The 15,013-nt window shown below is 43.9% G+C and carries 9 protein-coding genes, 2 tRNA genes and 2 rRNA genes; 10 read left to right on the top strand and 3 right to left on the bottom strand.

Going from position 1 to position 15,013, the window contains the following annotated elements; translation table 11 throughout:
* The first annotated feature begins 10 nt into the window (after nucleotides 1–10).
* From BK049_RS07255 to BK049_RS07210, 10 genes are all read left to right on the top strand, one after another.
* Nucleotides 11–2,941 (top strand): 23S ribosomal RNA (locus BK049_RS07255).
* Nucleotides 2,942–3,001: 60 nt separating this feature from the next.
* Nucleotides 3,002–3,117, top strand: a 5S ribosomal RNA gene (gene rrf / locus BK049_RS07250).
* 43 nt (nucleotides 3,118–3,160) lie between these two features.
* A tRNA-Asn gene (locus tag BK049_RS07245) sits at nucleotides 3,161–3,235 on the top strand.
* Nucleotide 3,236: 1 nt separating this feature from the next.
* Nucleotides 3,237–3,309 (top strand) — tRNA-Thr (locus tag BK049_RS07240).
* A gap of 277 nt (nucleotides 3,310–3,586) precedes the next feature.
* Nucleotides 3,587–4,282, top strand: coding sequence for a FadR/GntR family transcriptional regulator (locus BK049_RS07235; protein ID WP_008361407.1), 696 nt, complete (start codon nucleotides 3,587–3,589; stop codon nucleotides 4,280–4,282).
* A 97-nt stretch (nucleotides 4,283–4,379) separates the two neighbouring features.
* The gene (locus tag BK049_RS07230; protein WP_071168220.1) at nucleotides 4,380–5,633 is read left to right on the top strand and encodes an enolase C-terminal domain-like protein; all 1,254 of its coding nucleotides are present in this window, start codon (nucleotides 4,380–4,382) and stop codon (nucleotides 5,631–5,633) included.
* Nucleotides 5,634–5,687: 54 nt separating this feature from the next.
* Nucleotides 5,688–6,698, top strand: coding sequence for a zinc-dependent alcohol dehydrogenase (locus BK049_RS07225; protein ID WP_071168219.1), 1,011 nt, complete (start codon nucleotides 5,688–5,690; stop codon nucleotides 6,696–6,698).
* A gap of 11 nt (nucleotides 6,699–6,709) precedes the next feature.
* On the top strand, nucleotides 6,710–7,465 hold the full coding sequence (locus BK049_RS07220; RefSeq protein WP_008361401.1) for a glucose 1-dehydrogenase: 756 nt from the start codon (nucleotides 6,710–6,712) through the stop codon (nucleotides 7,463–7,465).
* Nucleotides 7,466–7,606: 141 nt separating this feature from the next.
* Nucleotides 7,607–8,992 (top strand): MFS transporter, encoded by a 1,386-nt coding sequence (locus BK049_RS07215; RefSeq protein WP_071168218.1) that lies wholly within the window; start codon nucleotides 7,607–7,609, stop codon nucleotides 8,990–8,992.
* Nucleotides 8,993–9,459: 467 nt separating this feature from the next.
* A complete protein-coding gene (locus tag BK049_RS07210) occupies nucleotides 9,460–10,425 on the top strand; it encodes a bile acid:sodium symporter family protein (protein WP_008361397.1) in 966 nt (321 codons plus the stop codon).
* A gap of 38 nt (nucleotides 10,426–10,463) precedes the next feature.
* Here BK049_RS07210 and BK049_RS07205 read toward each other — a convergent pair whose 3' ends face one another.
* The 3 genes from BK049_RS07205 to pbp4b are packed head-to-tail and all read right to left on the bottom strand — an operon-like array spanning nucleotide 10,464 to nucleotide 15,011.
* Nucleotides 10,464–11,711, bottom strand: a complete 1,248-nt coding sequence (locus BK049_RS07205; protein ID WP_071168217.1) for an exo-beta-N-acetylmuramidase NamZ family protein — start codon at nucleotides 11,709–11,711, stop codon at nucleotides 10,464–10,466.
* Between the two features lie 11 nt (nucleotides 11,712–11,722).
* A complete protein-coding gene (locus BK049_RS07200) occupies nucleotides 11,723–13,642 on the bottom strand; it encodes a glycoside hydrolase family 3 protein (protein WP_071168216.1) in 1,920 nt (639 codons plus the stop codon).
* A gap of 13 nt (nucleotides 13,643–13,655) precedes the next feature.
* A complete protein-coding gene (gene pbp4b, locus BK049_RS07195) occupies nucleotides 13,656–15,011 on the bottom strand; it encodes a penicillin binding protein PBP4B (protein WP_071168215.1) in 1,356 nt (451 codons plus the stop codon).
* Between the last annotated feature and the right edge of the window lie 2 nt (nucleotides 15,012–15,013).

Here is a 15,013-nt window from a genome sequence, read left to right as displayed (position 1 = left end):
AGTAAGAAATGGTTAAGTTAGAAAGGGCGCACGGTGGATGCCTTGGCACTAGGAGCCGATGAAGGACGGGACGAACACCGATATGCTTCGGGGAGCTGTAAGCAAGCTTTGATCCGGAGATTTCCGAATGGGGAAACCCACTGCTCGTAATGGAGTAGTATCCATACTTGAATACATAGAGTATGAGAAGGCATACCCGGGGAACTGAAACATCTAAGTACCCGGAGGAAGAGAAAGCAAATGCGATTCCCTGAGTAGCGGCGAGCGAAACGGGAACAGCCCAAACCAAGAGGCTTGCCTCTTGGGGTTGTAGGACACTCTATACGGAGTTACAAAGGAATGATATAAGCGAAGAGGTCTGGAAAGGCCCGCCAGAGAAGGTAACAGCCCTGTAACTGAAATGTCATTCTCTCCAGAGTGGATCCTGAGTACGGCGGAACACGTGAAATTCCGTCGGAATCCGGGAGGACCATCTCCCAAGGCTAAATACTCCCTAGTGACCGATAGTGAACCAGTACCGTGAGGGAAAGGTGAAAAGCACCCCGGAAGGGGAGTGAAATAGATCCTGAAACCGTGTGCCTACAAGTAGTCAGAGCCCGTTAACGGGTGATGGCGTGCCTTTTGTAGAATGAACCGGCGAGTTACGATCCCGTGCAAGGTTAAGCAGAAGATGCGGAGCCGCAGCGAAAGCGAGTCTGAATAGGGCGCATGAGTACGTGGTCGTAGACCCGAAACCAGGTGATCTACCCATGTCCAGGGTGAAGTTCAGGTAACACTGAATGGAGGCCCGAACCCACGCACGTTGAAAAGTGCGGGGATGAGGTGTGGGTAGGGGTGAAATGCCAATCGAACCTGGAGATAGCTGGTTCTCTCCGAAATAGCTTTAGGGCTAGCCTCAAGGTAAGAGTCTCGGAGGTAGAGCACTGATTGGACTAGGGGCCCCTACCGGGTTACCGAATTCAGTCAAACTCCGAATGCCGATGACTTATCCTTGGGAGTCAGACTGCGAGTGATAAGATCCGTAGTCGAAAGGGAAACAGCCCAGACCGCCAGCTAAGGTCCCAAAGTATACGTTAAGTGGAAAAGGATGTGGAGTTGCTTAGACAACCAGGATGTTGGCTTAGAAGCAGCCACCATTTAAAGAGTGCGTAATAGCTCACTGGTCGAGTGACTCTGCGCCGAAAATGTACCGGGGCTAAACGTATCACCGAAGCTGCGGACTGTTCTTACGAACAGTGGTAGGAGAGCGTTCTAAGGGCTGTGAAGCCAGACCGGAAGGACTGGTGGAGCGCTTAGAAGTGAGAATGCCGGTATGAGTAGCGAAAGACGGGTGAGAATCCCGTCCACCGAATGCCTAAGGTTTCCTGAGGAAGGCTCGTCCGCTCAGGGTTAGTCGGGACCTAAGCCGAGGCCGAAAGGCGTAGGCGATGGACAACAGGTTGATATTCCTGTACCACCTCCTCACCATTTGAGCAATGGGGGGACGCAGGAGGATAGGGTAAGCGCGGTAATGGATATCCGCGTCCAATCAGTTAGGCTGGGAAATAGGCAAATCCGTTTCCCGTGAAGGCTGAGCTGTGATGGCGAGCGAAATATAGTAGCGAAGTTCCTGATTCCACACTGCCAAGAAAAGCCTCTAGCGAGGTGAGAGGTGCCCGTACCGCAAACCGACACAGGTAGGCGAGGAGAGAATCCTAAGGTGATCGAGAGAACTCTCGTTAAGGAACTCGGCAAAATGACCCCGTAACTTCGGGAGAAGGGGTGCTTCTTAGGGTGTTAAAGCCCCGAGAAGCCGCAGTGAATAGGCCCAGGCGACTGTTTAGCAAAAACACAGGTCTCTGCGAAGCCGTAAGGCGAAGTATAGGGGCTGACGCCTGCCCGGTGCTGGAAGGTTAAGAGGAGCGCTTAGCGTAAGCGAAGGTGCGAATTGAAGCCCCAGTAAACGGCGGCCGTAACTATAACGGTCCTAAGGTAGCGAAATTCCTTGTCGGGTAAGTTCCGACCCGCACGAAAGGCGCAACGATCTGGGCACTGTCTCAACGAGAGACTCGGTGAAATTATAGTACCTGTGAAGATGCAGGTTACCCGCGACAGGACGGAAAGACCCCGTGGAGCTTTACTGCAGCCTGATATTGAATGTTGGTACAGCTTGTACAGGATAGGTAGGAGCCTTGGAAACCGGAGCGCTAGCTTCGGTGGAGGCATCGGTGGGATACTACCCTGGCTGTATTGACCTTCTAACCCGCTGCCCTTATCGGGCAGGGAGACAGTGTCAGGTGGGCAGTTTGACTGGGGCGGTCGCCTCCTAAAATGTAACGGAGGCGCCCAAAGGTTCCCTCAGAATGGTTGGAAATCATTCGCAGAGTGTAAAGGCACAAGGGAGCTTGACTGCGAGACCTACAAGTCGAGCAGGGACGAAAGTCGGGCTTAGTGATCCGGTGGTTCCGCATGGAAGGGCCATCGCTCAACGGATAAAAGCTACCCCGGGGATAACAGGCTTATCTCCCCCAAGAGTCCACATCGACGGGGAGGTTTGGCACCTCGATGTCGGCTCATCGCATCCTGGGGCTGTAGTCGGTCCCAAGGGTTGGGCTGTTCGCCCATTAAAGCGGTACGCGAGCTGGGTTCAGAACGTCGTGAGACAGTTCGGTCCCTATCCGTCGCGGGCGCAGGAAATTTGAGAGGAGCTGTCCTTAGTACGAGAGGACCGGGATGGACGCACCGCTGGTGTACCAGTTGTTCTGCCAAGGGCATCGCTGGGTAGCTATGTGCGGACGGGATAAGTGCTGAAAGCATCTAAGCATGAAGCCCCCCTCAAGATGAGATTTCCCATTCCGCAAGGAAGTAAGATCCCTGAAAGATGATCAGGTTGATAGGTCTGAGGTGGAAGCGTGGTGACACGTGGAGCTGACAGATACTAATAGATCGAGGACTTAACCTATATTTAATGTGAAGCATGAACATTGTTATCTAGTTTTGAGAGAACATTCTCTCTATCAGGTTTGGTGGCGATAGCGAAGAGGTCACACCCGTTCCCATACCGAACACGGAAGTTAAGCTCTTCAGCGCCGATGGTAGTTGGGGGTTTCCCCCTGTGAGAGTAGGACGCCGCCAAGCTTTTTGTTTATATCCTTCCAATGGAAGAAGTTACTTTATCCATTCCGCAGTAGCTCAGTGGTAGAGCTATCGGCTGTTAACCGATCGGTCGTAGGTTCGAGTCCTACCTGCGGAGCCATGCTTCCATAGCTCAGTAGGTAGAGCACTTCCATGGTAAGGAAGAGGTCAGCGGTTCGAGCCCGCTTGGAAGCTTTCCTCTAAATATTGATCTGACAAGGTTTCTCAAAGATGAGAAGGCTTTTTTTTATGTCTATTTTTAGTACTTGGGGACGTATCATTGAATTTGCTATCGGTTTTGAACTGTATCGACTACCATAGCACAAAACAAATCGGGTACCTATTTTTTGAAGAGGGCAAAGAAGTAGGTAGTCAGTTCTTTTAGTTTTAAAAAGAAAGCGTTTACTTGTTGTTGATTATGTGCTATGATCAGTTATAACTTGTATGACGTGTTACAAGAGAGGGATTAGATTTGGAATTTGATTCTATAGACAAACAAAACATTGTGAATATGGTATATGAACAACTGAAAGACAATATTGCAAAGGGGAACTGGAAGCCAGGAAGTAAACTTCCATCTGAACCGCAGCTGCAGAAGTTGTTTAATGTGAGCAGGGTAAGTGTTCGGAGCGCTATTCAGCGTTTAAGGGATCAAGGAATTGTTGTGACTCATCATGGAAAGGGATCATTCGTGTCAGAGAAAGTTGGTCAATTTGATATACATGATATTGAAATGATTCTGCATTTAAGTGAGAAAGAATTTTTGGACATGATGGAGTTTCGACAGACTATTGAATACAAATGTATTGATTTGGCTGTTAAGCATGCTACAGATGAGGACTTTGAGAATATGGAGCATGCACTCAATGCGATGTTTCGCTATCGTGATGACTATAAAAAATATTCAGAAGCCGACTTTAACTTCCATTTAGCTATTGCGAAGGCTTCAAATAACAAAGTGTTTTATAGTGTCGTCCACTCTATTCGGGATATGTATTACCGCTATTTAGAGGAACTAAATCGGGTGATTGGTGTTACGTTGGAAAGTATCGAAGTCCATCTGCAATTATTTAGAGCCATTCAAAGTAGAGATGCAGAAAAAGCGAAGGAGATACTGAATCATGCGATGGAAAATAACATTGAGAAAATGAGCATGATCAAGGATTGAACATTACCTCTTTAAAAAGAGGTAGTATTTTTTCGTAATCTTGTAGGACAACTAACAAGATTGTAATAAAGGGAGTTATGATAGGAGGCATTTGACCATGAGAGATTTAACTATTCGCGATGTCAAAGTAATTTTAACCGCACCTGGAAATATTGATTTAGTCGTTGTAAAGATCGAAACAAATGAACCAGGTCTATATGGTTTAGGCTGTGCTACGTTTACACAGCGGATATTTGCTGTGAAATCAGCAATTGAGGATTATTTAAAGCCATTTCTTATTGGAAAAGATCCAAGGAGAATCGAAGATATATGGCAGTCTGCAAATGTAAGCGGTTACTGGAGGAATGGTCCAATCATGAACAATGCTTTATCAGGAATTGATATGGCACTTTGGGATATTAAAGGTAAATTGGCTCATTTACCTGTGTATGAACTATTAGGAGGTAAATGTCGGGAGGGTATCCCCCTTTATCGTCATGCCGATGGGCCAGATGAAAAGGCTGTTGAGGAGAATGTACTTGCCTTAATGGAAGAGGGGTATCAATATGCCCGATGTCAAATGGGGATGTATGGTGGCAGTGGAACGACTGATACACGGTTAATTGCAACGATTTATGAAAAATCGAATCAAATTGTACCGAAGCGTTCTCCTAAAAATGCTTTACCCGGATGTTATTTTGACCCTGAAGCCTATGCAAGGAGTGTTGATAAGTTATTTGATTATCTGCGATCTAAGATTGGCTTCAATATGGAATTGATTCATGATGTTCATGAACGCATTCCACCAATCGAAGCGGTAAGGTTGGCCAAGAATTTAGAGCCATACCAACTGTTTTTCTTAGAAGATCCTGTTGCTCCTGAAAATATTGATTGGCTTCAAACTATTAGACAACAAAGTACAACGCCAATTGGTATAGGAGAGTTATTCACGAACATAAATGAGTGGAAAAACTTGATTATCAACCAACAAATAGACTTTATTAGATGCCATGTCAGCACTATCGGAGGAATCACTCCGGCCAAGAAATTAGCTGTATTCAGTGAGTTGTTTGGCGTCAGAACAGCCTGGCATGGTCCGGGGGATATTTCTCCAGTCGGTGTGGCTGCCAATCTGCATTTAGACTTAAGCTCTCCGAATTTTGGGATTCAGGAATGGACAGTGTTTAATGAAGCGTTACAAGAGGTGTTCCCAGGCTGTCCAACTGTTGATCAAGGGTTTGCTTATGTGAATGATCTACCTGGATTAGGCGTTGATATTGATGAAGAGAAAGCAAAATTGTATCCACCTGTAGGCGGTATTCCTTCGTGGACACTTGCCCGAACACCAGACGGGACTGCTGTACGACCGTAAGCGATGAACGGAAAGTTTGAAGACAAAAGGATTCTTTTAAAAGGAGAGAAATGTATGAAAGTAGGAGTATACGTATCACCTAAATGTGTCGCAATGAAGGAGAGAGAGATGCCAGTACCGGCATCTGGGGAGGCACTCATTAAGGTATCTTACGCAGGGATATGTGGCACTGATATGATGATTTATCATGGGCTGCATCCGAGGGCAGAAGCTCCCCTTGTCCTTGGACATGAATTTAGCGGGGTTGTAATAGATATTGATGGTGATCAGCATGTTCAAAAGGGAGATCAGGTGGTGATTGAACCGCTCATACATTGTGGGGTTTGTTCAGCCTGTCAGCAAGGGCAATTTCAAGTTTGTCAGAAATTGAGATATATAGGAATTGATCAAGATGGTGGTTTTGCTGAGTATGTTACGATTCCTATTCACAGGCTTAGGCTCCTTCCAGCATCTGTTACAGAAAAAGAGGGAGCAATGATTGAACCTTTGGCTGTAGCTGTTCATACAGTTCGGCGATCGAAGCTGAAGGTTGGAGATACGGTTGTCATTCTCGGTGCAGGTCCTATTGGGCTTTTAATAGGCTTGATAGCAAGACAGGCTGGCGCTGGAAGAATTGTCATTTCTGATGTAAGTTCAATGCGTTTAGAAATCGCTCAGAAGATGGGGTTTGAAGTCATTGATGCTCGGCACACAGATGTGACACATGTGATAAAAAAATATACAGATGGTGTTGGGGCTGATGTCGTTTTTGAAGTAGCAGGTATTCAGGCAACAGCTGATCAAATGATAGAATGCATCAAATACCAAGGTGAAATCGTTGTGGTCAGTGTCTATAAAAAAGCGCCGACTATACAGTTGTCTGCGATGCATTTTCGAGAAATTTCTTTAACAACGACTCGCTGTTATACACCGAGTGATTTTACAAAAGCTATTGAGTTGCTCGAACAGCAAAAGATTCAAATCGATGAATTGGTGTCACACATTCTACCATTAGAGGAGATACAAACAGGCTTTGATTTGATGGAAAATCCCGATCAAGCTTTGAAAATTTTATTTAAACTATAGGGGTGATGTTGATGAGACAGGCTTTTGATTTACAAGGGAAAACAGCTGTAGTAACTGGGGGAACACGTGGTATTGGTAAAGCAATTGCTATAGGTCTTGCTGAGTCGGGAGCAGATATTGTTCTTCTTCAAAGGTCAGATGATACGGTGACACAACATGAAATTAGAGAGTTAGGTGTGCGTTGTGAAATTGTTCGCTGTGATATGGAAAATATAGACGAAGTAAAAGAGGCGATCCCAAAAGCCATTGAGATGATGGATTCAGTTGATATTTTGGTGAATAATGCAGGTATTCAAAGAAGGGCTCCGGCTGCTGAGTTTCCTGAACAGGATTGGGATGATGTGATCAAAGTGAACCTGAAGGCTGTCTGGATTCTATGTCAGCAAGCAGGAAAACATATGCTTGAAAAAAAGAGCGGGAAAATCATCAATATTGCTTCTATTGCTTCATTTCAAGGAGGTTTGTATGTCCCTGCATATGCAGCTGCAAAAGGGGCGGTTGGTCAATTGACGAAAGCACTTGCAAATGAATGGTCATCATCTGGTATTAATGTCAATGCGATCGTACCAGGTTATATCGCAACAGAAATGAACACTGCGTTGATTGATGATCCAGTTCGCAGCAGGCAAATATTAGAGCGAATTCCTGCGGGGCGCTGGGGAAATCCAGATGACTTTAAAGGAGCTGCTGTTTTTTTAGCATCAGCTGCTGCGAACTATGTGCATGGTCATTTGCTCTCTGTTGATGGTGGTTGGCTTGGACGATAAAAATTTCGTGCCCCATGAGTCAGATGAAGTGGGGCACGAAAGACACACCGAGAGTAGATTCCTCCTTATTTTTTGAAAGCGTTTTCTTTAGGGGTGTTTGACTTGTGTGTGTAAATAATGACAAACAAAGGGGCGAATAAGATGAGGGTAGACAGCAACACAATAATTGGGAATGAGACAGTTCCAGTGCAAGGAAAGAAAACGAATATCCGTTGGTTCATTGTCAGTTTTTTGTTCATTGTGACGACGATAAATTATGCAGATCGTGCCACGATTTCAGTTGCGGCTACGCCTTTACAGAGTGATCTAGGCATTAGTGCGGTGACGATGGGGTTTATCTTTTCGGCTTTTAGTTGGTCTTACGCGCTTGGCCAAATTCCTGGTGGCTGGCTATTAGATCGGTTTGGAACGAAAAGGGTGTTGTTTTGGAGTCTTTTTCTTTGGTCCTTCTTTACGTTATTGCAAGGGTTTGTCGGTTTGTTTAGTGCTTCTACAGCTATTATTCTGCTTTTTGTTCTGAGGTTTATTGTAGGGCTTGCAGAGGCTCCTTCTTTCCCGGGAAATAGCCAGGTTGCAGCTTCGTGGTTTCCTGATCATGAGCGTGGGACTGCATCTGCTATTTTTAGTGCATCTGCCTTTTTAGCCATTATTGTTTTTACACCATTTATGTCGTGGATTACAGCGTACATGGGGTGGGAACATGTTTTCACAATTATGGGTGCGTTAGGGATTGTGATCTCTTTTATTTGGTTAAAAGTCATTCATAATCCAAAGGATCATCCCCGTGTCAATCAAGCAGAGTTAGATTATATTGAGGATGGCGGCGGTCTGTTAGATATGATGGGGGAAAACGCCAATAAAGGGTCTGCGCAGAAAAGTGGAATCAAATGGTCTTATATCAAACAAATTATGAAAAGTCGTATGTTAGTCGGTGTTTATATTGGTCAATATTGTATTTCTACCCTCACTTATTTTTTTATGACATGGTTTCCTGTGTATCTCATACAAGAGCGAGGGATGTCAATACTACAAGCGGGATTTGTCGCCGTATTACCTGGGCTTAGTGGTTTTATAGGTGGGATTTTAGGTGGGATCTATTCGGATTATTTGCTGAAAAAGGGGAAATCGCTTACCTTTGCTCGAAAGACGCCTATTATTATCGGGATGATTCTATCAAGTGTTATGATCGCATGTAACTATACGAATGTGGAATGGCATGTGGTTGGCATTATGGCGCTGGCGTTCTTTGGAAAAGGATTTGGGCAATTGGGATGGGCGGTCATGGCTGATAGCTCTCCAAAAGAAATAGGTGGGTTAAGTGGCGGCTTATTTAATACATTTGGAAATATTTCTGGTATTACGACACCTATTATTATTGGTTTTATCATTAGTGCAACTGGTTCATTTCATGGCGCACTCGTTTTTGTAGGCATAAATGCAATTGTTGCTATGTTGAGTTACTTGTTGATTGTAGGAGATATTAAACGATTGGAATTACATGATGATTCGTCGGTGGTGAAAGAGTAAAAAAGAGCCATATTGATTTTTCTTACTCAATAAGGTGAGACCACTTCTAAGACCTGAATTCGGTATGTATCGAAATTAGGTCTTTTCATTTTTACGGTGGTAATGTGCACATGTACTTCTGACTTTGTGGAGCGGTCTATATGGTGGTGATTTTTTGTCATTTATTTATATTTGATTCAGGAATGTCTTCACATCGATAGTTCTTGATTCTTGCCTTCATTTCTTTTATTCTTACTATATTGCCTTTTAGGTATCCTCAAATATAAAAGACGCTGAACGTCTCTGTTTCTCGAAAGTTATTCTTCTATTTCTTCATTTTGCAGAAAAACCCCTTTCCTTGTGCGGTATGTGTATAAAGTGGATACGTCTAGTCAAAAACTCGTCAAATAGGTGACAGGTTCTTAAAAAGCCAATCTGTTTGTTTGACAATAAATGAGGTAAGAAAGTGAAGGATGGAGGTGCGCGGCATGATTGTCCATTTGAATCAAGTGCTTGGTCGGATGATGCCGGTGATGACTCCTATTAGTGTGTTGCTTGGTGTTGTATTAGCGGCGTATTTAAGGGATTTTACGTTTTTGGTGCCTTGGGTGTTTGCCGTCATGACATTTACAGGAAGTTTATCTGCCAGCTTTTCAGCTTTAAGGCATACGGTGATGCATCCATTGCCTTTGATTTTAACGTTTATGATTTTGCATGTATTAATGCCTCTTTATGCTTGGGCGGCGGGGCATCTGATATTTGCTGATGATTCCATGACCATCACAGGTTTGACGCTAGCGATGGTCATTCCAACAGGTGTGTCTAGTTTAATATGGGCAGCCATGTACAAAGGAAATGTTGGGTTAACTTTATCTATTATTTTAATTGATACACTGCTTTCGCCTTTGATTGTGCCAGCCAGTCTGTCATTGCTTGTCGGAACACAAGTGCATATGGACATTGGGGCCATCATGAAAGGGTTGTTCGGTATGGTGGTGCTTCCGTCTATTTTGGGAATGCTCGTTCATCAGTATGCTAAGCCAACGGTGACGAAGGCCATCAGTCAGACGATGTCACCTTTTTCAAAAATAGGTTTGTTTGTGGTGGTGTCTATTAATAGCTCTGTTGTCGCCCCATATTTGCGTGAGCTTGATGCTGCATTTTTTAGTAAAGCAGTCATTGTGTTTCTCATTGCAATGAGTGGGTATGCGTTTGCGTGGTTCATTGGAAAGGCCATGAAATGTACGCAAGGGGAGGTTGTGGCCATTGTGTATACAGGCGGTATGCGAAACATTAGTGCGGGTGCTGTACTTGCCATTAGCTTTTTTCCGCCTGCTGTTGCCGTCCCTGTTGTGATTGGTATGCTCTTTCAGCAAGTGCTTGCTGCCTTTTTTGGTTTTTTACTTAATCGTTTTGAGCTGAAAACACCTGCTGTGACTAAATCGTTATCATGAAAAAGCCTCCATCCTTTGAGATGGAGGCTTTTTTGCGATTAATAGATGAGGTATTTCTTTCGCTTCTTTTCAAATGTTTTCAGGTCATGGTGATATTGTTTCATGATGTGTTTGATGGAAGTTCCCTTATTGATTTCTTCTTTGACCCAGCCATTTCCGATAAGTTGATCAAAGCTTCCTGTTTGAAGGAATTGAAAGTCATTCGGATACAAATCATGAATTGCTTTGATGATGGATAATCCCGTTTTTACTGCTTCAAATGAAGTACGGTCTGTGACGTATAATTGCACGCCATGGGAAAGAGTCCCGGCATGTTTTGAAAAGGTAGGGGTAAATGAAACAGGTCTAAATTGAATGCCTTTTAGTTTTAGCCCATTTAGATGATCTGCTAGCTGATTGCTATTGATATATGGAGCACCAATGAGCTCGAATGGTTTTGTCGTTCCTCTGCCTTCAGAGACGTTTGTGCCTTCAATTAATCCGGTTGCTGGGTAGACATAGGTACTGTCAACAGTCGGCATGTTAGGGGAGGGAAGGACAAACGGCAGCTTTGTGTCATCGAACGTCATGGAGCGTTTCCAATGTTTCATTTTGATCACAGTGACATCAGCGTTGATATGAAACTCTTTGTTAAACATGTGTGCAAGTTCTCCAGTCGTCATCCCATGTCTTAATGGGATTGGATAGAGACCTACAAATGAGGCGTGTTCGGGCTCTAATACAGGTCCTTCTACTTTTAGCCCGCCTATTGGGTTTGGACGATCTAGGACAACAAATGGAATGTTGTTTTCCTTAGCGGCTTCCATTGCATAGGCCATCGTGTAAATATAGGTGTAATAACGAGTACCAACGTCTTGAATATCAAACAGCAGGACATCTACATTTTTGAGCATATCAGGAGTTGGCTTTCTTGTTTTTCCATAGAGAGAGTAAACAGGCAGGCCCGTTTTTTCGTCGGTATACGATTCGACGCCTTCTCCTGCCTGTGCGTCACCGCGTACGCCGTGTTCAGGTCCGTACAAGGCAGTCAGTTTTATATTTGGATGTTCAAATAGGAGATCGACACTGCTTTTCATGTTTGCATCAATGCCGGTAGGATTCGTAATAAGTCCTACCTTTTTCCCTTTTAGCCAAGAGAGATTACTTGATAGTAATGTTTCGATCCCTGTTTTGACTGCTGTTTTTTTCCCTTTTGTGTCTGTTCGTCCTGAATCTGCGGGGGAGGCGGCGGTCAATGTGCTGATCATGAGAAGACTAGCGAGTATCAAGCTTGCGGTCTTTTTCAAGAGAATCCCTCCTATTTGATCTGTTTCCCTTTTAAATTGAGTCCATAGCCAAATGGATAAAGGGTTTGATTAGGATGAGTGACTGATGGGATAGCAACTGGCAATTTCCCTTTAGGTGATGACGTGCCAAAAATCACTTCTAGTCCAGCAGGAATATTCGGTTGATTGAATTGTCCGTTTGAGTAGCCTTTAAAACCGTAAACAGCCAGTAAGGCATCGGCTTCCTCGAAATTGGCAGCATCATATGGGTTTCTAAGACTCATGATGACCAGTTTTTTGTTTTGTGCTGCTGATTCTTTCATGACAGCACGAGGGAAGGCAGTTGCCCATTTCTTCGGGTCCTGTACATTGTCATCAATCACGCCATCATTTACAGCTGGGTCATTTTGGACAACGTAAGAGCCGGTAATGACATAGTCAGCATCTTGAATCAGCTTGGCTGTTTCTTTCGAGAAGCTCTTATCTGCAAATGCGTACGATTGGATATGAACAGGCTTGATCTTTTTCTGTTTGATCAGAGTGTCAATTGTGACAGACATTGCTTTTGTTTGATCTTCATAGGGTGCCATGAGCACAATTTGATCGTTCTTTTTAGGTTTAAAGGGCAAGGTTTTGTGGTTGTTTTTAAGTAGAGTGATGCCTTCACGTGCCATTTTTTGTTCTGCTTTTCGGTGCGCCTTTTGACCAACGAGTTGAGTGGCTTTTTTGATTTTCTTTTCAAGGCTTACGGGTTTATTGGTGGATATGATGCCTCGTTTGATCTTTAATTCAAGGATTTTCTCAACAGATTGGTTGATCTGAGATATCGGAATTTCGTTTGTTAAAACGGCTTGTTTTAGAGCATTGAACACATTTTCTAAGTTTTTCTCTGTTTTTAAGGACGTGACAGGGGCTGGCATGAGGGCAATGTCGACGCCTGCTTTAATGGCCATCACCACGGCTTCTTCCTGTCCAAAGTTATCTGCGATCGCTTTCATGTTTAGAGCATCTGTCACAACAACTCCTTGAAAGCCCATTTCTTCTTTTAGTAGATGTGTGATCACTTTTTTAGATAAAGTAGCAGGAACCATGATGTCTTCACCATCTTTTTTACTTTGATAGGTCGTGTTATCAATGGCTGGAAATTGAACGTGAGCGGTCATGACCATATCAGCACCTGCGTTGATTGCTTGTTGAAACGGATACAGTTCAACCTTTTTCAAACGATCAAGGTCATGTTTGACGAGCGGAAGTCCGTAGTGACTATCGACAGCTGTATCACCATGGCCTGGGAAATGCTTTAGTGTGGAAATGGTCTTTTCTTTTTGAAGTCCTTTCATGGTTTGAAGACCAAGTCTAGTGACAAGTGCAGGGTCAGAGCTAAAGGAACGGACACCAATGACGGGGTTGTTTGGGTTATTATTCACATCAAGAACAGGAGAGAAGTTTGTATTGATGCCTAAGGCGTTTAATTCCTTACCGATGATTTTTCCTGTGTCGTATGCATTTTTCTTACTTCTAGAGGCACCAATCGACATATTTCCTGGGAAATGTGTTCCCTTTTGAAGTCTTGTGACGATTCCGCCTTCTTGATCAATTGAAATGAATAGAGGAATGTTTGGTGATGCTTTTTGAAATTCATGAGTGAGGTTGACGGTTTGTTTCGTATCAACGACATTCTCTGCAAATAAGATGACACCGCCTAGATGATATTTCTTAACAATATGAGACACTTCTGTATTCATTTTTGTTAACCCTGTAGGAGTGGATTCACCTTCTGCTTGCCAATTTCGAAAGTCTGGCATGAGCATTTGACCAATTTTTTCATCTAGTGACATGTCTTGAACCATTTGTTTGGCGGTTGGAAGAGGGGCAGAGCTCACCTTTTCCGTTGGAATGGAAGCGGTGAGTAGGGCCAAAACCAGTGCAGCTGGGAAGAGAGATTTTAACATCGAATTCCTCCTTTTACTTAAATGATTCGTAGATTGCCGTCATGATGCTTCCATAAGTTCCAGTTGGGAAAAGGTCACCTTCAAATTGATTTGGGTTGATTTCAGGTGAAACGACAGGTGAATGTTTCTTATTCGTCAGCAGGACGACACCTAGATTGTGTTTTGGATCAATCAATGTCATCGTTCCGGTCCAGCCTGTGTGTCCATAGGCTTCGTTACTTGCGTATTTTCCAAACATCCATTCCATGTCAGTATGGCCGTTTTTCCGCCAGCCTAGCCCGTAGGTTGGGTTCGTGTCTGAGGATGTCGTAAAGAGATCGATTGAAGTTTGGTCAAAGATGGTTGTTTTCCCATAGCCTCCTTTGTTGAGCATCAGCTGAAGAAGCACAGCCATATCAGAGGTGTTAGAGAAAAGTCCAGCATGACCAGATACACCAGCCATGGAGTAATATGCTTTCTCGTCGTGGACTTCACCCAGCAGTGTATATCGCCGAATGTTATCAAAATCAATGACACCATCTCGTGTATTGCCTAGGCGCTCGGTAGCTGCAAAATGCTTCAGCTTGAATCCTTTTTTCAGCGGATTGAACATTGTATGTTTGAGACCGAGCGGCCGGTAGATCGTCGACTCTACATATTGATCAAGAGGCATGCCTGTTTTTTTCTCAATGATCATGCCTAACAGCATGTAATCAATGTCACTATAAATATGCTGGGTGCCTGGTGTGTATTGCAACGGTACTTTAGGCAGCCATTTCATAGTTGTTTGTCTATCTTGGGAGAAAAAAGAGCCTGCTGCTTCTTTGCTATAAAATAAGACACTTGAAGGGAGTCCGGCAGAATGGGTGAGAAGATCCTTTACCCTGAGTTGATCTTTGCCGGTTACCTTTGCATCTGGTTCATCCTGAAAGTCTGGCAGGATGGATTGTATTTTTTCATTCACATCTAGTTTTTGTTCGTATACAAGCTTTTGCAGGGCATAGTTGGTGGCATACATTTTTGTATTGGATGCCAGATCGAACAATGTGTTCTTTTTCATTTTCTTATACGATTTGAGTTCAGTCATTCCTTCGTATTTCTGTCTGTAGCCATAGGCTTTTTGGTGGACGATTTTACCATCCTTGATGATGATGAGTGCGGCTCCTGGAAATCCTGCTTTGATATCTTTTTGAATCATTTGATCAACCTTCCTAAGCTGCCTGAAAGAAAAACCTGCTTGTTCCGGTCGTTTTGCTTTTTTTAAGACGGGATATTCTTCAGGTGCTGTTTTAGAGAAAGACGGTACAGGATGGGAGCTAGTTGCAAATGTTGGTACTGGTAACCCAAGGAGCATAAACAGACTTGTTATGCATAGAAACCATTTCTTCAAGA

This window comes from Bacillus xiamenensis, assembly GCF_001857925.1.
GTDB lineage: Bacteria > Bacillota > Bacilli > Bacillales > Bacillaceae > Bacillus > Bacillus xiamenensis.
Note: the sequence above shows the minus strand (reverse complement) of the source record. Positions and strands in the feature narration are given on the sequence as shown.